This is a genomic window from Afipia sp. P52-10, from assembly GCF_000516555.1.
In the GTDB taxonomy this organism is placed as follows: Bacteria; Pseudomonadota; Alphaproteobacteria; order Rhizobiales; family Xanthobacteraceae; genus P52-10.
This window is the reverse complement of the sequence record NZ_AZSJ01000003.1, coordinates 2529819-2552088: the sequence shown is the minus strand read 5'-3', so window position 1 is coordinate 2552088 and position 22270 is coordinate 2529819. Positions and strand designations below refer to the sequence as shown.

Sequence of the window (22270 nt, the reverse complement as noted above, 5' to 3'; positions counted from 1 at the left end):
AACACTGGGACGGGGTTCAATCTACGATGGCTAACGCAAAGTAAAACTGGCCCTCTGCCACGACCTCTTGTTAACGGTGCGCGGGACCGGTGTCCGCGCGCGTGTGCACGCCCTCGCGGCGCGCAGCCGTCGCAACGGACGCCGCATCCAGAACCATCCAAGCGGGCGAGAGTGACAATTCATGGATCACGTCGAGTGCGTCGTCGCCGGTGCAGGTGTCGTCGGCCTTGCCATCGCGCGGCAGCTTGCGGACGCAGGCCGCGAGGTGGTCGTGCTGGAGCGCGAAGGCGAGATCGGCACCGTCACCTCGTCGCGCAACAGCGAGGTGATCCACGCCGGCATCTATTACCCGCGCGGCAGCCTGATGGCGCGCTTCTGCGTCGAAGGGCGCAAGCAGCTCTACCGTTACTGCGCCGAACGCGGCGTCCCGCACAACGCTTGCGGCAAGCTGATCGTCGCCACCACGGCTACGGAGACCGAACAGCTCGCTGCCATCGCCGCGCGGGCAGCCAACAACGGCGTCGACGACCTGCGCCAGCTGAGCGCCGACGAAACCCGCGCGCTTGAACCGGCGCTCGCCTGCACCGGCGCGCTGCTGTCGCCCTCCACCGGCATCATCGACAGCCACGCCTATATGCTGGCGCTGCGCGGCGACGCCGAGAGCGCAGGCGCGGCCTTCGCCTTCCACGCGCCGTTGCAGAACGTCGCCGTTACCGGCCATGGTTTGACGCTGACGGTCGGCGGCGAAACGCCGATGGCGCTCGGCTGCAAGCTCCTGATCAACGCCGCGGGCCATGACGCGCCGGCGATCGCGCGGACCATCGCGCAGATGCCGGCGGAGCGGGTGCCGACGCCCTACCGCGCCAAGGGCAGCTATTTCAGCTGCGCGGTGCGGGCGCCGTTTTCGCGGCTGATCTATCCCGTGCCGGTGGCGGGCGGCCTCGGCGTTCACCTGACCCTCGACATGGGCGGCGCGGCCCGGTTCGGGCCGGACGTCGAATGGGTCGATCGCTTCGACTACGCGGTCGATCCGCAACGCGCCGCGCAGTTCTATCCGGCGATCCGCAAATACTGGCCGGCGCTGCCCGACGGCGCGCTGATCCCGGCCTATTCCGGCATCCGGCCGAAGATCGTGCCGCCGGAAGTGGCCTCGCAGGACTTCGTCATCGAAGGACCGGCCGATCACGGCATCGCCGGCCTGATCAACCTGTTCGGGATCGAATCGCCGGGGCTGACCTCGTCCCTCGCGATCGCCGAGCATGTGGCAGCACTCGCCGCGGCGGGCTGAGCGGCCTTCCTTGTGAGGGCCGCCGACGATGATTGACCGCTGCCGGACAGTCCTCTATAGCTCACTTTAGAATTATTCTAAAGTGAGCCTGTTCATGAAGGCCTTCGCCGATCTGACCGAGCGGGAGGTGCTGGCCGTCGCCATCTCCAGCGAGGAGGAAGACAGCCGCATCTACCGGAGCTTCGCCGAGGATCTTGCCGGGCGCTATCCGGAGTCGGCCAAAATTTTCGAGGAGATGGCGGAAGAGGAGAACGGCCACCGCCGCATGCTGCTCGACATGTACGAGCGCCGCTACGGGCCGCACCTGCCGCCGATCCGCCGTGGCGACGTCAAAGGCTTCCTGCGCCGACGTCCGATCTGGCTCACCAAGAACCTGCCGCTCGACACCATCCGCAAGGAAGCCGAGACCATGGAGTTCGAGGCCGAGCGGTTTTACGCGAAGGCGGCCGAGCAGGCGGAGGACGTCGGCGTGCGCAAGCTGCTCGGCGATCTCGCCACCATGGAGAAGGAGCACGAAAGCCTCGCCGCGCGGCTGACCAACACCATCCTCAACGATGACGCCCGCGCCGAGGAGGACCGCACGCGCAAGCGGATGTTCGTGCTGCAATACGTGCAGCCGGGACTCGCCGGGCTGATGGACGGCTCGGTTTCGACGCTGGCGCCGCTGTTCGCCGCCGCTTTCGCCACTCAGCACAACTGGCAGACGTTCCTGGTCGGCCTCGCCGCCTCGATCGGCGCCGGCATCAGCATGGGATTCGCCGAAGCGCTCTCCGACGACGGCTCGATGACCGGCCGCGGCTCACCCTGGCTGCGCGGCCTCACCTGCGGCGTGATGACGGCGGTCGGCGGCCTCGGCCATACCATTCCCTATCTCGTGCCGGACGCATGGCCGAACGCGTTCTGGCTGGCAACCTCGATCGCCTGCATCGTCGTGTTCTTCGAGCTGTGGGCGATCGCCTATATCCGCGCGCGCTACATGGACACACCGTTCCTGCAGGCGGTGTTTCAGATCGTGCTCGGCGGCGCGATCGTGCTTGCCGTCGGAGTCCTGATCGGCGGCGCCTGAGGCGGGGCGCAGCACAACAAGCGGCGCAGCACGCTGCGGCGTCGGTTCACACGTCGCTCATCCGCGTGCAAACCGACGCAAGGCAGCATAGCGATGCGCTTCGCCGGCCGGCGCGCGGTCGCGCTCAAACGAAGTGGGATGTCAGGTAGCTAGTGAACGGTACCGTCCGCGACCGAGCGCAGGCGTTCGATCTCATCCTTGACCTGCAGCTTCCGGCGCTTGATCTCGATGATGGTGATGTCGTCGGTGGACGGGTGATTCATCGCGTCGTGAAGCTGATTTTCGAGAGCTTCATGCTTTCGTTCCAGTTCCGCAAGGTGAGCCTGGATCGCCATTGGCACCTCCATCTGACTTCGTTCTGGACAGCCGATTGTACATAACTGCGATGCGCTGTCGACTGCGGCTTTGCGCAGCGTCGTTAATATTGAACCAACAATATTGAAGCGACCGCGCGCCGCGATGGCTTGCCACAATCGACGGAACCGCAGATAATTTCGAAGCAATTTGCTGCCTGGGTGGAACCGGCATGCGCCGCAGGGTCCGCTGCATGCGGCGTAACACCGCTCCACGTCGACATTCTCATTGCGCAGGCGGCCGGCTGCCCGGCAGACCGCCGCTGCACGGGTCACACGCTGCGAGCAACACGACGACCATGACCGACGAAGACGACGTTGAGTTTCGGGCCGAGCTCGTGCGCCTGCAGCAGGAACATCGTGACCTCGACGCGGCGATCGCCGCGCTGCAGCTCTCGCCGGCGCGCGACCTGCTGCAGTTGCAGCGGCTGAAGAAGCGCAAGCTGCAACTGCGCGACCGCATCGCCTTCATCGAAGATCAGATCACGCCCGACATCATCGCGTGAGACGCGGACTCTGCTTGCGCGGTTTGCGGCTGCGGCCACGCGCCTGCTTGCGCGCGTACATCGCCTGATCGGCGCGCTCGAGCACCGCCTGCACATCGTCGTCGGCACCCAGCATGGTGATGCCGAGCGACACGCCGAGCCGCAGCACCCGTCCGCGGTAGTCGCACACCGCGCCATCCACGGCCCGCTCCAGCGCGCTCGCCTTCGCCTGCGCATCCTGCTCGCTGAGATTCCACAGCAGCATCGCGAACTCGTCGCCGCCGAGCCGGGCCAGCACGTCCGACTGGCGGGTGTTCGCGGCCAGCACACTGACGATCGCCTTCAGCATGTGGTCGCCTGCGGCATGCCCGAAGGTATCGTTGACCGGCTTCAGCCGATCGACATCGGCGATCAGCAGCGCCGCCGACGCGCGATACCGCCGCAGATAGGCAATCGCCCGCTTCAGTTCGCGCTCGAAGCCGCGCCGGTTCGGAATGTCGAGCAAGGCATCGGTATCGGCCCGCGCCTCGAGCGCCGCGATCTGCCGCCGCGCCCGCGCCAGCCGGCGGGTCAGCGCCTCGATCACCGCCGCCGGGTCGCGTCGCGAGGCCGCGGCAGAAGAAGCCTTCGGCGCGCGCGTCGCGGCCGGCTTGCCCGGCGCCTTGGCGGCGCGGCCGCGGCGTGCGGGGGAACGGGGGGAGGATGGAGCAGCTTTGCGGGGCACGGGCGTCTTGAACCTTCGGCCAGAGCCATGCCGCGCCCCCGCGCGCGGCGCAAGCGCGTTGACCATCCGCATTGACCATGCGCGCCATTACCGGCTCCGCCCGCTTGCCTCGCATAGGTCGATCCCTATAATCCGCGCTCTTTTTTGCACTTGATGCGTGCACACCAACGAGGCAGCCACAGGCCACATGAGCGCACTTGTCGCCATCATCATGGGTAGCCAGTCCGACTGGGAAACGATGCGTCACGCCGCCGACACGCTGGAGGCGCTGGGCGTCGCCCATGAGTGCCGGATCGTCTCGGCGCATCGCACGCCGGAGCGGCTGTTCGCCTTCGCCAAGGGCGCCAAGGCCGCAGGCTTCAAGGTGGTGATCGCCGGGGCCGGCGGGGCCGCGCATCTGCCGGGCATGGCCGCCTCGCTGACCGAGTTGCCAGTGTTTGGCGTGCCGGTGGAATCGAAGGCGCTGTCGGGGGTCGATTCGCTCTATTCCATTGTGCAAATGCCGGCCGGGATCCCGGTGGGAACATTGGCAATCGGCAAGGCGGGCGCTATCAACGCGGCCCTGCTCGCGGCCAGCGTGCTGGCGCTGAACGACGCGGCGCTCGCGGAACGGCTCGCCGCGTGGCGCCAACACCAGACTGCGGCCGTTGCCGAGCGGCCCGAGGATCGTTCGTGACTGCTCCAAGCAAAGTGAAGCTCAATCCTGGCGACACGATCGGGATTCTGGGTGGCGGCCAGTTGGGGCGCATGCTGGCGCTTGCCGCCGCGCGTCTCGGCCTGAAGTGCCACGTCTATTCGCCCGATCCGGATTCGCCCGCATTCGATGTGGTGCAGCGCGCGACCTGCGCCGAATATGCCGATGTGGCCGCGCTCGAACTGTTCGCCGCCGACGTCGATGTGGTGACCTACGAATTCGAGAACGTGCCGTCGGGAACCGCAATGATCCTCGCCGCGCGGCGGCCGGTGCTGCCGGATCCCGCGGTGCTGCAGATCACCCAGGACCGGCTGGCGGAGAAGGATTTCGTGCGCAAGCTCGGCATCGGCACCGCCGACTATGCCGACGTCACCTCGCTCGAGGGCCTGAAGCAGGCGGTGCTGAAGATCGGCCTGCCGGCGGTGCTGAAGACGCGGCGCTTCGGCTACGACGGCAAGGGCCAGGTGCTGATCCGCGCCAGCAACGGGCTGAAGGAAATCTGGGACGAGCTGGGAACCCACGCGGCGATCCTGGAAGCGTTCGTGCCGTTCGAGCGGGAAATCTCCGTGGTCGCCGCGCGCGGCTTCGACGGCCATGTGGAGTGCTACGACGTCACCGAGAACGAGCACCGCGACCACATCCTCAAGTTCTCGCATGTTCCCGCCAACATTCCGGACGAACTGGCCGCGCAGGCGCGCGACATCACCCGCCGGATCGCCGACGCGTTCGACTACACCGGCGTCCTCGCCGTCGAGATGTTCGTGCAGAATGGAACCGAACTGCTGGTCAACGAGATCGCGCCGCGGGTGCATAATTCCGGCCACTGGACGCTGGACGGCGCCTCCGTGTCGCAGTTCGAGCAGCATATCCGCGCCATCGCCGGCTGGCCGCTGGCGCCGCAGCAGCGGCATGGCGCCGTCACCATGACCAACCTGATCGGCAGCGACATCGAAGGCTACGCCGACTGGCTCGCCAAGCCCGGCGCCACCGTCCACCTCTACGGCAAGGGACCGGCCCGGGAGGGGCGCAAAATGGGCCATGTCACCGAGGTCCGCCCCGCCGAAAAACCGGCCAAAACCCCGGTTTAAAAGCCTCCCATTGGCCGTCCGGACCTTGCGGCCCGGTAGACAATTCCTTTTCGATCTGGTACATCCGCCCGCCTGACGACAAGTGTTCCGCCATTTGAGGCGCCTTTTCGTCTCCCGTTTTCCAAACCGATCACCCGTTCGGCTAAAGCAAAGGATGCTGCGTGCAGGTTCTCGTTCGCGATAACAATGTCGACCAGGCTCTCAAGGCGCTGAAGAAGAAGATGCAGCGCGAGGGTATCTTCCGCGAGATGAAGCTTCGCGGACATTACGAAAAGCCCTCCGAGAAGAAGGCCCGCGAGAAGGCGGAAGCCGTTCGCCGCGCGCGCAAGCTCGCCCGCAAGAAGCTGCAGCGCGAAGGCCTGCTGCCGATGAAGCCGAAGACCGACGCGCGCGCCGGTGCCGGCCGTGGCCCGGGCGCAGGTCCGCGCGGTCCGCGCGCCTAACGCTTACCGAATTCGTTTCGATACGAAAAACGCGAGCCGGCCGGCTCGCGTTTTTGTTTGCCTCGTCTTGACGCCTCACCCGTCGACCTGAGCGGCGGCCGCGCTCGTCGCATCGCGCCAGTCCCGACATCGATCAGGTCCGGCTGCGGCTCCTGTCAGTTCGGCGTGATCGCCCGCAGCAGCGACTTGGTCGCGGTCAGGGTGGCGGAGAAGAAGTCGTCGTTGGTTGCGCTGTTGCTGGCGGTGTTGGTCGCCCGCAGATCGAGCGGCGCCCGGGCAGCCCGCATCGGCACATCGACCGGCGGCGTCAGCCGTCCCGGATCGCGCGCGCGCTCAGGATCAGCGGCCGAGGCCGTGATCTCGTCGGTCTGCGGATAGCGCGGCGCGGCGATGTCGATCGCCGGCGGCAGCGGCGGCGCGGACGCCGGGATCAGCGCCGGGGCAGTGGTTTGCGGCTGCGGCTCAGGCGCCAGTCGGACCTGCTGCGGCGCGCGCGGCAACGGCGCGGTCCGGACGCTTTCCTCGCTGCGGCTGGCTTCCTTGGTTTCCGGCTTCGTTTCCGGAGTGCTGCGCAGGCGCTGGATCGCCGCGCGTACCAGATCGTTGGCGCTGCGCGCCTCGGTGGCGGCCGGCTGCGCTTGCGGCGAGGCCGGGCTCGAAACCTGGTTCTGCGCTTCGCCGGCTGCGGCCGCGGGCTTCGCGAGCGAGATCATGCGCACATCTGCAGACGCCGCGGCCGGGGCGGTCGCGCCTTTCACCGGCTTCGGCTTCTCGGTCCTTTCGGCCGCCTCCACCGGCTTGTCGTCGGCCGGCTTCGCGGCGGGCTGGATCGCCGCCTGCTCGGCACTGGCTGCAGGACCTGCGTCGCCGGACGCCGCCTTCGCCGCGGCGGGCTTGCTGGCCTGTTGCGTCTGGGCGGCCGTGCGGGCGGACTCCGGCGGGGTCCTCGGGTTGATGTAGGTCGCGACAATGTATGCGCCGACCACGGTCGCCGTGATCGACGGCAACATCTGCAGCACAAATTGCGACAGGTATTTCACCATTCCGAACATCGACGACTCCCCTGCCCCTCCGGGGGAACTCAGTGCGCGACATTTTGGGCCGATTGAGGGATCAACTGCGACGGATCGGTGGCAAAGCACCGATTGGGCCTTGCGGATAGTCCCGCCGATGCTGCGCCATTGCATCGCACCGGTTCGTAACCTGCCGCTAATCATGCGCTGGTTTGGTCGAGGACCGGCGCGAACGCGCGCCCCGTTCTGCTGAAGGCCCGCATGCCGCTCCCCCGCCCCCTCCCAGCCTCGCACCGTCCGCACGGCGCCGCCGTGTTGTCGCTAGCGGCAGGCGCCGAGGCGGCGGCACTGCTGCGCCAGGCCGACGACATCGGCCGTGGCCATCCGCGTCCGGGAACGGTGTTTCACCAGACGGATCTGCTGCTGGCGGCGCTCGCGACCGCGCCGCAGGCGCTGGTCGCCACCGTCACGCGCGCAGGCACGGCCCGGACGCTGTGGCCGCTGCGGCTCGAGCGCCGCTATGGCGTGCTTGTCGCCACCGACCTCGCCAGCCCCTTCACCCAGTACAGCGACGTGATCGGCGAACCGCTCGATGACGAGACGTTCCAGACCCTGTGCCATCGGCTCCAGACCCAACACCGCGTCGATGCGATCCTGTGCCGGGCGGTGCGCGCGGACTCCGGTCTGGCTCCGGCCCTCACCGCCATGCCGAACGCGGGCATCGGCCACGACGGCGCGCCGTTCGTCGATCTGCTGGCGTTCGACAGCTTCGACGCCTACGAGGCGCAGTTCAGCAAACATACGCAACGGATGCGCCGGCAGCGGCGGCGCAAGCTCGAGAAGGCGCATGGGCCGCTTCGCTTCACGGTGCTGTCCGGGGCGGCGGGACAGGCGGCACTGGCGACGGCCTTGCAGTGGAAACGGCAGTGGCTGCGCGACCAGGGGCTATCCAGCCGCGTGATCGGCGCCGAGGACCACGAAGCCACGCTGATGGCGGCGGCGAACGGGCCCGGCGTGCATGTCAGCGTGCTTTCGGCCGGCGCGGCGCCGGTGGCGATCGAGCTCGGCTTCGCCAACCAGCATCACTACGCAGCCTTCATGGGCGCGTTCGATCCCGCACTCGCCGCCTTCAGCCCCGGCCAGGAGCAGATGATGCTGACGCTTGCATGGTGCTTCGAGCTGGGCTTCTCGCGCTACGACCTGCTGCCGCCGCGCGATGCCTACAAGCTGCGCTGGACCCGGGGCCACAGCGAGGAGCCGGTGCAGGACTACTGCGTCGGGCTGACGGCGATGGGCACGCTGTACAAGATCGCCCGGCAGCATGCGCGAGCGCGGCTCAAGCAGGCGGTGCTGGCGCTGCCGAAGGACATCCGCGCCAAGGCGCTGCGTTACGGACCGCTCGCCGCCGGCGTCGGAGCGACGGCAGCGGCGTTCGGCGTCCTGATCGACTGATCACGCGGGCAAGCGTACCCGAGCAACGGCCGCCGGCGGGGCCAAGCCCCGCCGCGGGTTACATCGCCTTGACGATGCTCTCGGTGACCTTCTTGGCATCGCCCAGCAGCATCATCGTGTTGTCGCGATAGAACAGCGGGTTGTCGATGCCTGCATAACCGGACGCGAGCGAGCGCTTGATGAACATCACCGTGCCCGCCTTCCAGACCTGCAGCACCGGCATGCCGTAGATCGGCGAGGTCTTGTCCTCTTCCGCCGCCGGGTTGGTCACGTCGTTGGCGCCGATGACGAAAGCGATGTCGGCCTGCGCGAACTCGGAGTTGATGTCTTCGAGTTCGAACACCTCGTCGTAGGGCACGTTGGCCTCGGCGAGCAGCACGTTCATGTGGCCGGGCATGCGGCCCGCGACCGGATGGATCGCGTACTTCACCTCGACGCCTTCCTTCTTCAAAAGGTCGGCCATCTCGCGCAGCGCGTGCTGGGCCTGCGCCACCGCCATGCCGTAGCCGGGGACGATGATCACCTTCTGCGCGTTCTTCATGATGAAGGCCGCGTCGTCGGCGGAGCCGAGCTTCACCGGTTTCGCCTCGCCGCCGCCAGCACCGCCCGCAGCCGCCGTCTCGCCGCCGAAGCCGCCGAGGATCACCGAGATGAACGAACGGTTCATCGCGTGGCACATGATGTAGGACAGAATCGCGCCCGAGGAGCCGACCAGCGCGCCAGTGATGATCAGCGCCGAGTTGCCGAGGGTGAAGCCGATGCCGGCCGCGGCCCAGCCCGAATACGAGTTCAGCATCGAGATCACCACCGGCATGTCGGCGCCACCGATCGGGATGATCAGCAGCGCGCCGAGCACCAGCGCGATGATGGTGATGAGCCAGAAGTCGATCGCGCTCTGCGAGACCACCAGGCCGTAGATGAAGAACACCAGCGCGAGGCCGAGCACGATATTGATCAGATGCCGCGCCGGCAGAATGATCGGCGCGCCGCTCATGCGCCCGGACAGCTTCAGGAACGCGATCACCGAGCCGGTGAAGGTCAGCGCGCCGATGGCGACGCCGAGCGACATTTCGACCAGGCTCGACTTGTGGATGGCGCCGCGGACACCGATGTCGAAGGCGCCCGGCGCGTAGAACGCCGCCGCCGCCACCAGCACCGCCGCCATGCCGACCAGCGAGTGGAAGGCGGCGACCAGTTCCGGCATCGAGGTCATCGGCACGCGGCGGGCGATCACCGCCCCGATGCCGCCGCCAATGGCGATGCCGCCGAGCACCAGCAGCCAGCCGATGCCGCCGGACGGCGGATGCGCGGCGAGCGTGGTGGCGATCGCGATCGCCATGCCGATCATGCCGAGCATGTTGCCCTGACGCGACGACGCCGGGCTCGACAGCCCGCGCAGCGACAGAATGAAAAGCGATCCGGCGATCAGATAGAGCAGCGCCTGGAGATTTGCGTTCATGGCCCCCGCCCCTTCTTACTTCGTCTTCTTCTTGTACATCGCCAGCATGCGCTGGGTGACCAGAAAGCCGCCGAAGATATTGATCGAGGCGAAGATCAGCGCCACGAAACCGAAGATCCGCGACCACAGCGGACCGTCGTCGTTGCCGGCGAGCGCCACGCCGACCGCGAGCAGCGCGCCGACCACGATCACCGAGGAGATCGCGTTGGTCACCGACATCAGCGGCGTATGCAGCGCAGGCGTCACCGACCACACCACGAAATATCCGACGAACACCGCCAGCACGAAGATCGACAGGCGGAACACGAACGGATCGACAGCTTGAGCGAGATGATCCATGGCGATGCTCCTTATGCGCCCTTCGGCTGGAAGTTCGGGTGGATGACGGCGCCGTCGCGCGTCAGCGCGGTGGCCTTGACGAGTTCGTCGTCCCATTTCACCGCCACCGCTTTGGTCTCCTTGTCGATCAGCGTTTCGACGAAGGCGAGCAGGTTCTTGGCGTAGAGGCCGGAGGCGGAGGCTGCGACCCGGCCAGCGACGTTGGTGAAGCCGACGATCTTGATGCCGCCGACATCGGCGACTTCGCCCGCCTTGACGCCCTCGACGTTGCCGCCGCGCTCGACTGCGAGATCAACCAGCACCGAGCCGGGCTTCATCGACTTGACCATCTCGGCCGACACCAGCCGCGGCGCCGGACGGCCCGGAATCAGCGCGGTGGTGATGACGATGTCCTGCTTCTTGATGTGCTCGGCGGTCAGCGCGGCCTGCTTCGCTTGGTAGTCCTTGGACATCTCCTTGGCGTAGCCGCCCGCCGTCTCCGCCTGCTTGAACTCCTCGTCCTCCACGGCGATGAACTTCGCCCCGAGGCTTTCCACCTGCTCCTTCACCGCCGGGCGCACGTCGGTCGCCGTGACGATGGCGCCGAGCCGGCGCGCGGTAGCGATGGCCTGCAGGCCGGCAACGCCAACGCCCATCACGAACACCTTCGCCGCCGGCACCGTGCCGGCCGCCGTCATCATCATCGGGAAGGCGCGGCCGAACGCCTCGGCCGCCTCGATCACCGCGCGATAGCCGGCGAGGTTGGCCTGGGAGGACAGCACGTCCATCACCTGGGCGCGGGTGATGCGCGGCATCAATTCCATCGCGAACGCCGCAACGCCGGCATCGGCCATCGCCTTCAGCGCCGCGTCGTTGCCGTAAGGGTCCATGATCGCGATCGCCAGCGCGCCGCGCTTGTACTTGCCGAGTTCGGACGCCTCGGGACGGCGCACCTTCAGCACGATGTCGGCGTCCTTCACCGGATCGGCGCTGATCGCAGCGCCCGCGGCCTCATAGTCGGAATCCAGGATGCCGGACGAGACGCCCGCGCCGGCCTCGACCAGCACCTCGGCGCCGAGCGCCTTGAATTTCTTCACCGTATCCGGAACGGCCGCAACGCGCGGTTCGCCCGCCGCAATTTCCTTAGGGATTGCAATTTTCATGACGCCTCCCGTGGCGGGATCGACCGATCCCAGCCACATCCGACCTAAAGCCCGACCGGATTAGAGCACGAAACTTTGTCAGTCGTGCATGACCAATCGCAATCGGGATCGATGATTCCGATATCGTTCTTGGGGCCGCGCGTCGTTGCGCGGGCCCGGCTTGTCGTCAAAACGTTTGGGAAAAGAAAATCAGGTGAGGAAGATGCCCATCAAGGCAACGATGGCGATGACGGCGATGGTGCCCCATTTCACCAGCGCGAGAAACCCGAGATAGGTCTGCTCGTGGGCAACGTAGTCATTGCCGTCCGCCGTCGTGTACGCCACTTCGCTATGGTCCGCCATCAGTCCCTCCAGCTAACGATCGATTACCGCCGCCATTAGCGCAATCGCACCGCGAGAGCAACGGGTGGGCAAATCGGACGCATGACTAAAGCGCAGGCATCATCGCATTAAAATGCAGGCACAGTCCTGGCCTGTTCGAGTTTGGTTCAGGATTTGGGCCAGTTGTCACCGATCCAGCGCGCGAGATTCTCCCCGCTGACTTCGCCGGCCGCCAGAGCGAGGATGATGGCGGCGGCTTCAGCTTCCGGAACGATGAAGTCGACGCCGTTAACTCCGAGGAATGTACAGAGGGCGAGCAGCGAGGTTCGCTTGTTGCCGTTTATAAATGGAGGGTTACGCGCCAAACCGAATGCGTAGGCCGCAGCGAGATCGGCCAGTTTCGGTTGCTCATAGAGCCATCTGTTACGCGGACGCTCGATTGCCGAAGCGAGCATGCCTTCGTCACGCAGGCCGCTCGCTCCGCCGTGGATGGCAAGCTGCTCGTCATGAATGGCGACAATGATCTCGCGGGTCAGCCAGAAGGGCTCGTCCATGCGAACCGCCGGACTTCGTAGCAGAGCTAGCGAGCGGGCTATTTGGCGAGTTCGGCCAGGGCGTTGTGATAACGTTTCATGCCCCGCCGTGCGACTTCCATTGCCTTTTCGAAATCTGGATCGTGGAGCGTCAGCAGCAGCCCGCCATTCGGCTGCTCTACCGGAAAGAGCTTATCGCCTTCCTTGAGATTGAATCGCGCCAGCAAGTCCTTCGTCAGGATAATGCCGACGGAATTTCCGATCTTCTTGATCTCGATGGTCATGATCGCGGGTCCTTTTGATTGGCCACGATTGGCTGCGATTGGCCGCGCGGCCTAGCCTCATCAACACCGCCGTTATACAATCTGTATAACGCCGTTTTACAGATTGTATAACGGGAGTTCAGGCCCGATCCGGCCTTTTCGCCTTACGTCCAGCCCCTACCCAATTACCTCCAATTCGGTGATCAGGCCCTCGATGACCGACAGGCCGCCGTCCCAGAACGACGGATCGCGCGCGTCGAGCCCGAACGGCGCCAGCAGTTCCGAATGGTGCTTGGTGCCGCCGGCCGAGAGCATGGCGAGGTAGCGCTCGGCGAATCCCTCCGCCGCCTTTTCGTAAACCGCATAGAGCGAGTTCACGAGGCAGTCGCCGAACGCATAGGCGTACACGTAGAACGGCGAGTGGATGAAGTGCGGGATGTACATCCAGAAGGTCTCGTAGCCGGCCTTCAGCTCGATCGCCGGCCCCAGGCTCTCGCTCTGCACGCCCATCCAGATCTCGCCGAGCCGCTCGGCGGTCAGTTCGCCGTTGCGCCGCTCGGTGTGGACGGCGCGCTCGAAGGTGTAGAACGCGATCTGCCGCACCACCGTATTGATCATGTCCTCGACCTTGCCGGCCAGCAGTGCCTGGCGCTGCTTCTTGTCCTTGGTGGTGGACAACAGCCGCCGGAACGTCAGCATCTCGCCGAACACGCTGGCGGTCTCCGCCAGTGTCAGCGGCGTCGGCGCCATCAGCGCGCCGTTCGGCGCCGCCAGCACCTGATGCACGCCATGGCCAAGCTCATGCGCGAGCGTCATCACGTCGCGCGGCTTGCCCTGGTAGTTGAGCAGCACGTAAGGATGCGCCGACGGCGTGGTCGGATGCGAGAACGCGCCCGGCGCCTTGCCCGGACGCACCGGCGCATCGATCCAGCGGTCGGTGAAGAAGCGCTTGGCGATCGCAGCCATCTCCGGCGAGAACGCGCCATACGCCGTCAGCACCAGCCTCTCCGCCTCCTGCCAGGCGATGGTGCCGGTGGTCGCGAACGGCAGCGGCGCGTTGCGGTCCCAGTACGCGAGCTTCTTGCGCTTGAACCAGCGCGCCTTCAGCGCGTAGTAGCGATGCGACAGCCGTGGGTAGGCCGCGCGCACCGAGGCCACCAGCGCGTCCACCACCTCGCGCTCGACGCGATTGCTGAGATGGCGCGAATCCGCGACGTCCTGGAAGCTGCGCCAGCGGTCGGAAATCTCCTTGTCCTTGGCGAGCGTGTTGGTGATCAGCGCGAAGGTGCGCTCGTTCGCCTTGAAAGTCTTCGCCAGCGCCTCCGCCGCCTGCTTGCGCTTGGCCTCGGAGCGATCGGCCAAGAGGTTCAGCGTCGGCTCGATCGCCAGTTCCTTCGGCCCGACCTTGAAGCGCAGCGACGCGATGGTCTGATCGAACAGCCGGTTCCAGGCGCCGCGGCCGGTCAGCGACTTCTCCTGGAACAGTTGCTCGATGCGATCCTCGAGCTCATGCGGCTTGTCCTTGCGGATGTCCTCCAGCCATGGCCGATAGTGACCCAGCGCAGGCGTCTGCATCGCCTGCTGCAAGAGCGCGTCGTCGAGCCGGTTCAACTCCAGCGTGAAGAACAGGAGATGCACGGACGCGGCCGTCAGCCGCTCCGAGACGTCGCCGTAGAATTTCGAGATCGCCGGATCGACGGTGTCCCCCGCATGGATCAGCCCCGCATAGGAGCCGAGCCGCCCCATCAGGTCGTCGATCGCCTCATAGCGCTGGACCGCCGCCGCAAGCCATGCGCCGCCGCCCTCCTTCGCGGTCTCCTCGGCGAGCTTACCCTTGTAGGCAGCCTCGAAGGCGACGCACTCCGCGTCGAGCCGGTCGAGATCGCGCGTCACCTCCACCGCATCGATCGCCGGATAGAGATCAGCCAGATTCCACTCCGGCAGCTTGCCGATCTTCAGCGCCGCGGTCTTGAGCGTCGCGGTCTTTGCAAGCGCGACCTTGGGCTTCGCGGCCTTAGGCTTGGTTGCAGCTTTGGCCTTCGCGCGGGATTTCACTTGGGATTTCGCTTGGGATTTCGCTTGGAATTTCACAGGCGGTTTGCGCAGAGCGGAGGAACGCGGGGCCATGAACGTCTCAATGTTGTCTTGCGGGCACCGCCGATAGATAAGCCCGAATGACGTTGCCTGCAACGACGCGCAATGCCGCGCAGGTTCCTGCCGCGCAGCGCCAAGGCATTTTCAAGCGACGTGACGCCGTTCGCGGGACGACAACGCCGCGAACAAGACCCGCTCGTTGCAAGACGCGGCTTGTTGCAAGATGCCCTCATTGCGAGACGCCCTAATTGAATGGCAACCGCAGCGAGGCCCGCACCGCCAGCGGCTCGACCGGGTGGACGTGACGATCCGCAACCGCGGTTGCTTCCGCAAACAGTCGCGATTCGTAGAAGTATTCGATCTGGTTGGTCTTGGCGTTGAACAGGTTGAGCACGTCGAGTTGAAGCTGGGCGCCGCCTTCGAACCGGTAGCCGAGCCGGGCGTTGACCAGCGCCGACGCCTTCGAACGCACGCTGCCGTCCTCGACCAGCGGCCGTGGACCAAAATAGCGCAGCTTGATCGAGCCGAACCAGCCGAGCGGCTCGCCGAACACCACCGCCAGCGAGGCCACCGCATTCGGCGCGCCGGGAATGAAATTGCCCGCCGGATCGGCATCGGTGAAGCGGGCACGGGTGAATGTCACATCGGCGTCAAATGCGAGCCAGGAATTGACCCCGTAGCGGTTGGTCCACTCGACGCCGACGCGGCGGCTCGGACGGCTGGCCTCGGTGGTACCGGCATCGCCGACGAACAGCAGTTCGGAATCGAAATCGAGCACGAAGAACGCCACCGCGCTTTCCAGACCCGGCACGATCGTCGTGCGGGCGCCGATCTCCGCGCCCTTCGAGCGCACCAGCAGCGGCGAGCGCGGCAGCGGATCGATTTTCGTCACCGGATCGACGGTGATGGTCGAACCGCGCGCATCGTTGCTGTGCAGGCCAGTGCCGGCATTGAAGAACAACTCCGTCGCCTTGAACGGACCGATCACCAGGCCGAACTTCGGGCTGGTCATGCCCGACTGCACCTTGCCGGAATTCGCCGGCGTATCGCTGGCCACGTCGGCGGCGAACCAGTCGTGCCGGACGCCGGTTACGGTGCGCAGCCAACTGGTCCAGCGCAGCGTGTTCTGCGCATACAGCGCGACGCTGCCCTCGCGCACATGATCGTCGCGCACGGTCGAGAGATACTGCCGCGCCGCGGTCTTGGTCAGGCCGACATGGATGTCGTCGTAGCGCGATTGCAGGCCGATCACCGTCTCCGACGGCAAATCGCCGAGGCGATGATCGAAGGTATGACTGGCGTTGAGCCCGGCGAGCGTGCGGCGGTCGCTCTGGCTGAACTGGTCGCCGTTGACCGGATCGTCGAGGAAATAGGTGAAGTTGTTGAACAGCCGCAGCCGCGAACGAATGCCGTAGGCTTCGACCCGCGTGATGCCGGCCTCGTGCGTCTTCGCCCAACGCGCCGACAGCGAGTAGCGCTCGGCGCTGCCGCCGTCGGTCGGATCGAGCGAGCCGAAGCGGCCGATGATCCCCTCGTCGATCGCGCGCTGCGCGACCTGATCGGTCGAGGTCCACTTGTTGCGATAGACCATCCCGGTGACGGAGAGGCCGTCGTCGCGACTGCCTTCGCTGTAGCGCAGAACGCCATTGATCTTGCGCACGTCGTCGGGCACGTCCCACGGCCCGTTGTAGCCGGTCACCTCGAGCGCCGCGAGGATGTTGCCGCTCCAGGCCGGCAGCGAGCCGACCGCAAGCCCGCGGCGGTAGCCGAAGCTGCCGACGGTCAATTCGGCGAACGTCTTGTCGACGCGGTTGATGTAGTCGATATGCGCAGCACCCGCGGAGGAGAAATCGCCCTCGTCGGCGAAGTACGGCCCCTTGCGCACACGCATCGCCCCGATCAATTCGGGAATCAGGAAGTTGATGTCGGCATAGCCCTGGCCGTGCCCGTGCGTGCGCATGTTGGCGGGCATACCATCGACGGTGATCGCGAAATCGGTGCCGTGGTCGAGATTGAAGCCGCGCAGGAAATACTGGTTGGCCTTGCCCTCGCCGGAGTGCTGGGTGACGATCAGCCCCGGCACGGCTTCGAGCGCCTCGCCGGGCCGCGTCACCGCGACCGCGTTGACCTCGCCGCCCGTGACATCCATTTCGCTCGCCGTCTTCGGGGCCTCGCGCGGCGGCCCGAACGCGGCCGGCACCGGCGCATCCGGCGCCCGCTGCTGCTCCGTGCTGACGACGATCGGCGGCAACGTGCTGTTGCTTTGTGCGATGGCCGCGCGCGGCGCCAGGAGTCCTGTTGCAACAAGCGCCGTCGCCACAATGCCGCTCGCAAGAATGGCACAGACATGCGCGGCGCACGGAAAAATTGCCCGCGCGCTGCGGTTCGCTTCACGATAGAACATTTCAAGCCCCCGGACCGAGCCCGGCGGCACTGTCCGTTGGCACCATCATCCACCAGTATGATGATGTCAATAAAACAGCATACTGGAATCGCGACCTGTGGACGTTCAACCGGAGTTGTCGGAGGCATCATGCAGCGGATCACCATCACCCTCGACGACGATTTGCTGACCGCGATCGATGCGATCGCGACAGAGCGCGGCTATCAGAATCGGTCCGAGGTGATCCGCGATCTCGCGCGCAACGGGCTTGCGCAGATGCAGGCCGATGGCGACCAGGCCGAGCCCTGGGCCGGCGCGCTGGTCTATGTCTACGATCATGCGGCCCGCAACCTCTCGCACCGGCTGGTGGAGACCGCGCACGAACACAACGACATCGCCGTCGCCACCATGCACGTGCATCTCGACGACGCATCGTGTCTCGAGATCACCGCGCTGAAGGGCAGCCGGGGCGAGATTCAGCACTTCGCCGATCATGTAATCGCCGAGCGCGGCGTGCGTTATGGCCGCGTGGTGATGATCCCGGCGCGCGAGCGCGGCGGCAAGGCGCACGCTGCCCACACACACCCGCACGCACATTCGCCGGCAAAGCGCTGAACGGCGCAGCCGGATTAATGCCTCGTTAATCCGCACCCGGCACAGTGCCTCGATTCGGGACATCTGAGCGCGAAAGGGACTGCCGCAAATGGCCGCCACGATTTTGATTGCCGACGACGATCCGGTGCAGCGGCGGCTGATCGAGAACATGGTGCAGCGCTCCGGCTATCAGGCGCTGGCGGTCGAGACCGGCGATGCGGCAGTCGCCCACCTGACTTCGGATGCCGAACCGCGCATCGATGCGGTGGTGCTGGACCTCGTCATGCCCGGCCTCGACGGCATGGGCGTGCTGGCGAAGCTGCGCGAGGCCGGCATCGTCGTGCCGGTGATTGTCCAGACCGCCCATGGCGGCATCGACAACGTCGTCTCGGCGATGCGTGCGGGCGCGCACGACTTCGTGGTCAAGCCGGTCGGCCTCGAGCGGCTGCAGGTGTCGCTGCGCAACGCGCTGACCGCCAGCGCGCTGAAGGGCGAATTGCAGCGCATCCGCCACGCCCGCGAGGGCCGGCTGACCTTCGCCGACATCATCACCCGCAGTCCGGCGATGGACGCGACGCTGCGGATGGCGGAGAAGGCGGCGAACGCGTCGATCCCGGTGTTGATCGAAGGCGAATCCGGCGTCGGCAAGGAACTGGTCGCCCGCGCCATCCATGGCTCGAGCGAGCGTGCGACCAAGCCGTTTGTCGCCGTCAACTGCGGTGCGATTCCGGACAACCTGGTGGAATCGATCCTGTTCGGTCACGAGAAGGGCGCCTTCACCGGCGCCACCGAACGTCACACCGGCAAGTTCGTGGAAGCGTCCGGCGGCACGCTGTTCCTCGACGAGGTGTCGGAACTGCCGCAGGCCGCACAGGTGAAGCTCCTGCGGGCGCTGCAGGAAGGCGAGGTCGAAGCCGTCGGCGGCCGCAAGCCGGTCAGGGTCGACGTCCGCATCATTTCGGCCACCAACCGCAACCTCTTGGAACGGGTGAAGCAGGGCCACTTCCGCGAGGATCTGTTCTACCGCCTGCATGTGCTGCCGCTGACCGTGCCGCCCTTGCGCAACCGCCGCGAGGACGTGCCGCACCTGCTGCGTCATTTCCTGGCCCGCTTCTGCGCCGAGGAAAATCGCTCCGGCGCCTCCGTCAGCGCCGAGGCGATGGCGGCGCTGACCGCCTTCTCCTGGCCCGGCAACGTGCGCCAGCTGGAGAATGCCGTGTACCGCGCCGTGGTCATCAGCGACACCGGCGCGCTCGGCACGGCCGACTTCCCGCTGCTGGCGAACGCCGCCGAAGCGGCGCTGATGCCGTCGCCGGCGCTCGCGCTCGACATGCCGGCCGAGCTCCGGCCGATGCAGCCGGCGATGATCGAGCAGGACATCCCGATCGCCCCCGCCGCTCCCGGCGCAATGCTGAACCTGCTCACCGCCGACGGCGAGACCAGGCCGCTCGAGGAGATCGAGACCGAGGTGATCCGCTTTGCGATCGCCCACTACCGGGGCCAGATGTCGGAGGTCGCACGCCGGCTGAAGATCGGCCGCTCCACGCTTTACCGCAAGCTCGAAGCGATGGACGACAGACCGACGGAACCGGCGACGGGCGACTGAGCGCATCGCAGCTTTTCGGTTGCCTTGCACCGCCTCGCGACAGATCAGCCGTGCAGCCGCCTGCGCGCGGCGCACGATCTCGCCACAATCCGTTGCAGTGCGGTGACAGCGTTTGGAAAAGCGCCGGCGGACTTGGCGCAAGTCATTGCAAAACGGGGCAACCTACAGTCAGTTTCCCGTGAATGACGGGCGCGGAGACTGGCCGCTGCACCGTGCTGTGTTATCGTGGAAAGCGAGAGTCGCCTGCGTGCGCAGACCGTGCGGGCCAGGCGACGGACGGAACCGGCAGGCTTCAATCATCGTTGCCGTCGCGCAGCGTCCGCCGCAGGCTTCCGGCCCGCGGGAATTCCAAGGCAGGGGGCATCCCGATTGGGACGCTTCGCTTCAAGGGGTGTGAGAATGCGAGACCATCGAACTGACCGTGGCGGATATGATCGCATCATCGCCGCGGCCGTCGCCGCCTTCGTCGGCGTTGCCGCCAGCAACGCCTCGGCGCAATCGGCCTCCACCCCGTCGAACCCGGCAGCGTCGGCCTCGGAACTGGCGATCGACGCCGCTGTGCCGATGCCCGAGCCGGCCAATGCGCCGCCGCCGTCACCAACCGATTTCAAGGCCCAGGCGATGGGCCTTGCCAACGGCGATGCGTCGAAGCCCTCCGCCACGACCGCCGCTGAAACGAAACCCGCCGACGCCAAGCCCACGGACACCAAGCCCGCCGAGATCGTCACCACCGCGACGGCCCCTGCTACGCAGGCGAACGAAACCAAGAGCGACAGTGCCAGTGCCAGCGCCGCTCCGGCCGCGATGCAGCCGCCGGCGACGACCGCTCCGGCCGAAACCTCGCCAGCCGCAACGGCGACGGCTCCGGCGGCCGCAGCCCCGGCCCAGCCTGCCGTGGATCAGGCCCAGGATCAGAGCGCACCGAAGGCTGTGGCCCCCGTCGCTGCGGCGGATCACCCGGTGGCAGACAAGCTGCAGGAGCTGATCGCGACCAAGGCGCAGCGCTTCTTCGACCGCAAGGCCGAGCGCGCCGCCGCCGAAGCCTTCTACAAGGAACGCAACTACGCGCCGCTGTGGAGCGCGAGCGGTGTCGCCACCGACAAGGCCAAGGCCGCGATCGCGCGGCTGAAGGCGGCCGAGACCGACGGTCTCTCCCCCGACGACTACCCGACCCCCGACTTCGCAGCCGCCACCTCGCCCGACGCGCTGGCGGAAGCCGACCTGAAGCTGACCGAGGCCGTGCTCGACTATGCACGCCACGCCCAGGGCGGGCGACTGCACCCCTCCCGTGTCAGCGCCGATATCGCCTATCCCGACCACAATCCGGACCCGGCGGAGGTGCTGGCCAACCTCGCGACGGCGCCGGATGTCGCCGCCACGCTCGATTCCTACAACCCGCCGCACAAGGGCTACAAGGCGCTGAAGGCGAAGCTCGCCGAACTGCGCGGCACCACCGAGACCGCCCCGGCGAAGATGGAAGAAGGCGCCGTGCTGCGCTTCGTCAAGCCGAAGAAGAATGCCAAGAAGACGGTCGAGCCGATGGAGGACCCACGGGTGCCGGCTTTGCGCGCGCGCCTCGGCATCACCGAAAATCCCGACGATACGAAGTACGACGAAACGGTCGCCGCCGCGGTCCGCAAATTCCAGGCCGATTCCGAGTTGAAGGCGACCGGCGTGCTGGATGCCCAGACCGTCCGCGCGATGAACGCGCCGAAGCGCGGCCGGACCATCGACCTGATCATCGCCAACATGGAGCGCTGGCGCTGGCTGCCACGCCAGCTCGGCGAACCGAAGCTCGGCAACGCCTACGTGATGCTGAACATCCCCGAATACACGCTGCGGGTGATGCACAACGGCGCCCAGGCGTGGACCACGCGCGTCGTCGTCGGCAAGCCCGGCAAGCACGCGACGCCGGAACTGACGGAGACGATGAAGTACATCACCGTCAACCCGACGTGGAACGTGCCGCCGTCGATCGTCTACAACGAATACCTGCCGGCGCTGCAACAGGACCCGACCGTGATGGAGCGGATGGGCATGAAGGTGGTGCAGCGGCGCGACGGCAGCGTCCACATCTCGCAGCCGCCGGGAGCCGGTAACGCGCTCGGCCGCATCCGCTTCAATTTCCCGAACAAGTTCCTGGTCTACCAGCACGACACGCCGGACAAGCACCTGTTCGCCCACGAGACCCGCGCCTACAGCCACGGCTGCATGCGCGTGCAGTATCCGGACGTCTACGCCGAGACGCTGCTCAACATCACCATGCCGGGCCAGAACTACACCGCCGCGCGCATCCGCGGCATGTACGGCTCAAGCGAGGTCGACCTGCGCTTCCCGACGCCGCTGCCGGTGCACCTCGTCTATCACACCGCCTACGTCGATGACGCCGGCCACCTGCAGACCCGCCGCGACATCTACGGCCGCGACGCGCGCCTGCTCCAGGTGCTGCGCGGCAACGACCGGCAGAGCATGGAAGTCGCGGTCAACCACGCCCAGCCGAACTACAGCCGGCCGGCGGCGAACCTGCCGCGCGGCGTGGCCGGCGCCTCGTCCGCCCCGTCCGGCGGCGACGGCCGCAACTTCTTCGAGATGCTGTTCGGCATGCCGGCCAGCCAGCCGGCACACCCGCCCCGGCCGCAGCGCCGGGTTCAGCAGCGGCAGGCCGCCCGCTAAGCCTCTCAGCCAGCTAACCGACTGATTATCCAGGCCATTTAAACAACCCCGCTGCTGCGGGGTTGTTTTTTTGTTAACGATCGTCCACGGGCTGCGATCACAAGGTTACGCGGCGGCTCTTTTTTGCCATACTCGAAACCTACTGCGTGGGAGGTCACTTGGGCGGGTTGCGTTGGGGAACGTAAATCTCGATTAACCCTCCTGATTTAAGACTGCGTTCATCTCATCCGCCGTGACGGGCGACGGGCGGGATTCCT

Annotated in this window: 21 protein-coding genes; 10 read left to right on the top strand and 11 right to left on the bottom strand. The window is 66.6% G+C overall.

What is annotated here, in order from left to right:
• The first annotated feature begins 181 nt into the window (after positions 1–181).
• Both X566_RS13345 and mbfA read left to right on the top strand, forming a co-directional pair.
• On the top strand, positions 182–1288 hold the full coding sequence (locus tag X566_RS13345; protein ID WP_034466978.1) for an NAD(P)/FAD-dependent oxidoreductase: 1107 nt from the start codon (positions 182–184) through the stop codon (positions 1286–1288).
• Between the two features lie 94 nt (positions 1289–1382).
• Positions 1383–2354 carry an iron exporter MbfA gene (gene mbfA, locus X566_RS13340; protein WP_034466976.1) on the top strand — a complete coding sequence of 324 codons (972 nt, stop codon included), beginning with the start codon at positions 1383–1385 and terminating at the stop codon, positions 2352–2354.
• A gap of 149 nt (positions 2355–2503) precedes the next feature.
• Here the strand turns inward: mbfA and X566_RS13335 are convergent, their stop codons facing one another.
• Positions 2504–2689 (bottom strand): YdcH family protein, encoded by a 186-nt coding sequence (locus tag X566_RS13335; RefSeq protein WP_034468598.1) that lies wholly within the window; start codon positions 2687–2689, stop codon positions 2504–2506.
• 317 nt (positions 2690–3006) lie between these two features.
• On the opposite strand from X566_RS13335, the gene X566_RS13330 reads away from it, so the two are divergent.
• The gene (locus X566_RS13330; protein WP_034466974.1) at positions 3007–3213 is read left to right on the top strand and encodes a YdcH family protein; all 207 of its coding nucleotides are present in this window, start codon (positions 3007–3009) and stop codon (positions 3211–3213) included.
• On the opposite strand, the gene X566_RS13325 is transcribed toward X566_RS13330, so the two are convergent.
• Positions 3203–3916, bottom strand: a complete 714-nt coding sequence (locus tag X566_RS13325) for a GGDEF domain-containing protein (protein WP_051444211.1) — start codon at positions 3914–3916, stop codon at positions 3203–3205. The genes X566_RS13330 and X566_RS13325 overlap by 11 nt on opposite strands.
• Positions 3917–4103: 187 nt before the next feature.
• On the opposite strand from X566_RS13325, the gene purE reads away from it, so the two are divergent.
• From purE to rpsU, 3 genes are all read left to right on the top strand, one after another.
• Positions 4104–4592: a 5-(carboxyamino)imidazole ribonucleotide mutase gene (purE, locus tag X566_RS13320; protein ID WP_034466971.1), complete on the top strand. Its 489-nt coding sequence runs from the start codon at positions 4104–4106 to the stop codon at positions 4590–4592.
• Positions 4589–5698: a 5-(carboxyamino)imidazole ribonucleotide synthase gene (locus X566_RS13315; protein ID WP_034466969.1), complete on the top strand. Its 1110-nt coding sequence runs from the start codon at positions 4589–4591 to the stop codon at positions 5696–5698. Before purE ends, X566_RS13315 begins: the two co-directional genes overlap by 4 nt.
• Before the next feature lie 161 nt (positions 5699–5859).
• On the top strand, positions 5860–6141 hold the full coding sequence (gene rpsU, locus X566_RS13310) for a 30S ribosomal protein S21 (protein WP_034466968.1): 282 nt from the start codon (positions 5860–5862) through the stop codon (positions 6139–6141).
• Positions 6142–6296: 155 nt separating this feature from the next.
• Here the strand turns inward: rpsU and X566_RS25015 are convergent, their stop codons facing one another.
• Positions 6297–7193 (bottom strand): hypothetical protein, encoded by an 897-nt coding sequence (locus X566_RS25015; protein ID WP_034466966.1) that lies wholly within the window; start codon positions 7191–7193, stop codon positions 6297–6299.
• 222 nt (positions 7194–7415) lie between these two features.
• Between X566_RS25015 and X566_RS13300 the strand changes: the two genes are divergently transcribed.
• On the top strand, positions 7416–8606 hold the full coding sequence (locus tag X566_RS13300) for a GNAT family N-acetyltransferase (protein WP_034466964.1): 1191 nt from the start codon (positions 7416–7418) through the stop codon (positions 8604–8606).
• 58 nt (positions 8607–8664) lie between these two features.
• Here X566_RS13300 and X566_RS13295 read toward each other — a convergent pair whose 3' ends face one another.
• The 8 genes from X566_RS13295 to X566_RS13260 all read right to left on the bottom strand — a co-directional run bounded on the left by X566_RS13295 (position 8665) and on the right by X566_RS13260 (position 17161).
• A complete protein-coding gene (locus X566_RS13295; protein ID WP_034466963.1) occupies positions 8665–10065 on the bottom strand; it encodes an NAD(P)(+) transhydrogenase (Re/Si-specific) subunit beta in 1401 nt (466 codons plus the stop codon).
• A 15-nt stretch (positions 10066–10080) separates the two neighbouring features.
• Positions 10081–10404, bottom strand: a complete 324-nt coding sequence (locus tag X566_RS13290; protein ID WP_034466960.1) for a proton-translocating transhydrogenase family protein — start codon at positions 10402–10404, stop codon at positions 10081–10083.
• Positions 10405–10415: 11 nt separating this feature from the next.
• Positions 10416–11546 (bottom strand): Re/Si-specific NAD(P)(+) transhydrogenase subunit alpha, encoded by a 1131-nt coding sequence (locus X566_RS13285; RefSeq protein WP_034468594.1) that lies wholly within the window; start codon positions 11544–11546, stop codon positions 10416–10418.
• 189 nt (positions 11547–11735) lie between these two features.
• The gene (locus tag X566_RS13280) at positions 11736–11888 is read right to left on the bottom strand and encodes an aa3-type cytochrome c oxidase subunit IV (protein WP_034466957.1); all 153 of its coding nucleotides are present in this window, start codon (positions 11886–11888) and stop codon (positions 11736–11738) included.
• Between the two features lie 146 nt (positions 11889–12034).
• Positions 12035–12421 (bottom strand): type II toxin-antitoxin system death-on-curing family toxin, encoded by a 387-nt coding sequence (locus tag X566_RS13275; RefSeq protein WP_034466953.1) that lies wholly within the window; start codon positions 12419–12421, stop codon positions 12035–12037.
• 38 nt (positions 12422–12459) lie between these two features.
• On the bottom strand, positions 12460–12684 hold the full coding sequence (locus tag X566_RS13270; protein WP_034466950.1) for an AbrB family transcriptional regulator: 225 nt from the start codon (positions 12682–12684) through the stop codon (positions 12460–12462).
• Positions 12685–12840: 156 nt separating this feature from the next.
• A complete protein-coding gene (locus X566_RS13265; RefSeq protein WP_081740164.1) occupies positions 12841–14790 on the bottom strand; it encodes a M3 family oligoendopeptidase in 1950 nt (649 codons plus the stop codon).
• A 211-nt stretch (positions 14791–15001) separates the two neighbouring features.
• Positions 15002–17161, bottom strand: coding sequence for a TonB-dependent receptor (locus X566_RS13260; RefSeq protein WP_051444071.1), 2160 nt, complete (start codon positions 17159–17161; stop codon positions 15002–15004).
• Positions 17162–17290: 129 nt separating this feature from the next.
• Between X566_RS13260 and nikR the strand changes: the two genes are divergently transcribed.
• From nikR to X566_RS13245, 3 genes are all read left to right on the top strand, one after another.
• The gene (gene nikR, locus X566_RS13255) at positions 17291–17755 is read left to right on the top strand and encodes a nickel-responsive transcriptional regulator NikR (protein ID WP_034466944.1); all 465 of its coding nucleotides are present in this window, start codon (positions 17291–17293) and stop codon (positions 17753–17755) included.
• Positions 17756–17843: 88 nt separating this feature from the next.
• Positions 17844–19340 carry a sigma-54 dependent transcriptional regulator gene (locus tag X566_RS13250; RefSeq protein WP_034466942.1) on the top strand — a complete coding sequence of 499 codons (1497 nt, stop codon included), beginning with the start codon at positions 17844–17846 and terminating at the stop codon, positions 19338–19340.
• Between the two features lie 399 nt (positions 19341–19739).
• A complete protein-coding gene (locus tag X566_RS13245; RefSeq protein WP_034466939.1) occupies positions 19740–22013 on the top strand; it encodes a murein L,D-transpeptidase in 2274 nt (757 codons plus the stop codon).
• Positions 22014–22270 lie beyond the last annotated feature (257 nt).

What these genes read in the sequence shown, in the direction of transcription:
- nikR (WP_034466944.1), top strand. Translation starts at nt 17,291, where the DNA reads ATGCAGCGGATCACCATCACCCTCGACGACGATTTGCTGACCGCGATC.
- X566_RS13265 (WP_081740164.1), bottom strand. Translation starts at nt 14,790, where the DNA reads ATGGCCCCGCGTTCCTCCGCTCTGCGCAAACCGCCTGTGAAATTCCAA.
- X566_RS13270 (WP_034466950.1), bottom strand. Translation starts at nt 12,684, where the DNA reads ATGACCATCGAGATCAAGAAGATCGGAAATTCCGTCGGCATTATCCTG.
- X566_RS13290 (WP_034466960.1), bottom strand. Translation starts at nt 10,404, where the DNA reads ATGGATCATCTCGCTCAAGCTGTCGATCCGTTCGTGTTCCGCCTGTCG.
- X566_RS13285 (WP_034468594.1), bottom strand. Translation starts at nt 11,546, where the DNA reads ATGAAAATTGCAATCCCTAAGGAAATTGCGGCGGGCGAACCGCGCGTT.
- X566_RS13345 (WP_034466978.1), top strand. Translation starts at nt 182, where the DNA reads ATGGATCACGTCGAGTGCGTCGTCGCCGGTGCAGGTGTCGTCGGCCTT.
- X566_RS13300 (WP_034466964.1), top strand. Translation starts at nt 7,416, where the DNA reads ATGCCGCTCCCCCGCCCCCTCCCAGCCTCGCACCGTCCGCACGGCGCC.
- X566_RS13295 (WP_034466963.1), bottom strand. Translation starts at nt 10,065, where the DNA reads ATGAACGCAAATCTCCAGGCGCTGCTCTATCTGATCGCCGGATCGCTT.
- mbfA (WP_034466976.1), top strand. Translation starts at nt 1,383, where the DNA reads ATGAAGGCCTTCGCCGATCTGACCGAGCGGGAGGTGCTGGCCGTCGCC.
- X566_RS13280 (WP_034466957.1), bottom strand. Translation starts at nt 11,888, where the DNA reads ATGGCGGACCATAGCGAAGTGGCGTACACGACGGCGGACGGCAATGAC.
- X566_RS13260 (WP_051444071.1), bottom strand. Translation starts at nt 17,161, where the DNA reads ATGTTCTATCGTGAAGCGAACCGCAGCGCGCGGGCAATTTTTCCGTGC.
- X566_RS13245 (WP_034466939.1), top strand. Translation starts at nt 19,740, where the DNA reads ATGCGAGACCATCGAACTGACCGTGGCGGATATGATCGCATCATCGCC.
- X566_RS13330 (WP_034466974.1), top strand. Translation starts at nt 3,007, where the DNA reads ATGACCGACGAAGACGACGTTGAGTTTCGGGCCGAGCTCGTGCGCCTG.
- X566_RS13335 (WP_034468598.1), bottom strand. Translation starts at nt 2,689, where the DNA reads ATGGCGATCCAGGCTCACCTTGCGGAACTGGAACGAAAGCATGAAGCT.
- X566_RS13250 (WP_034466942.1), top strand. Translation starts at nt 17,844, where the DNA reads ATGGCCGCCACGATTTTGATTGCCGACGACGATCCGGTGCAGCGGCGG.
- X566_RS25015 (WP_034466966.1), bottom strand. Translation starts at nt 7,193, where the DNA reads ATGTTCGGAATGGTGAAATACCTGTCGCAATTTGTGCTGCAGATGTTG.
- purE (WP_034466971.1), top strand. Translation starts at nt 4,104, where the DNA reads ATGAGCGCACTTGTCGCCATCATCATGGGTAGCCAGTCCGACTGGGAA.
- X566_RS13275 (WP_034466953.1), bottom strand. Translation starts at nt 12,421, where the DNA reads ATGGACGAGCCCTTCTGGCTGACCCGCGAGATCATTGTCGCCATTCAT.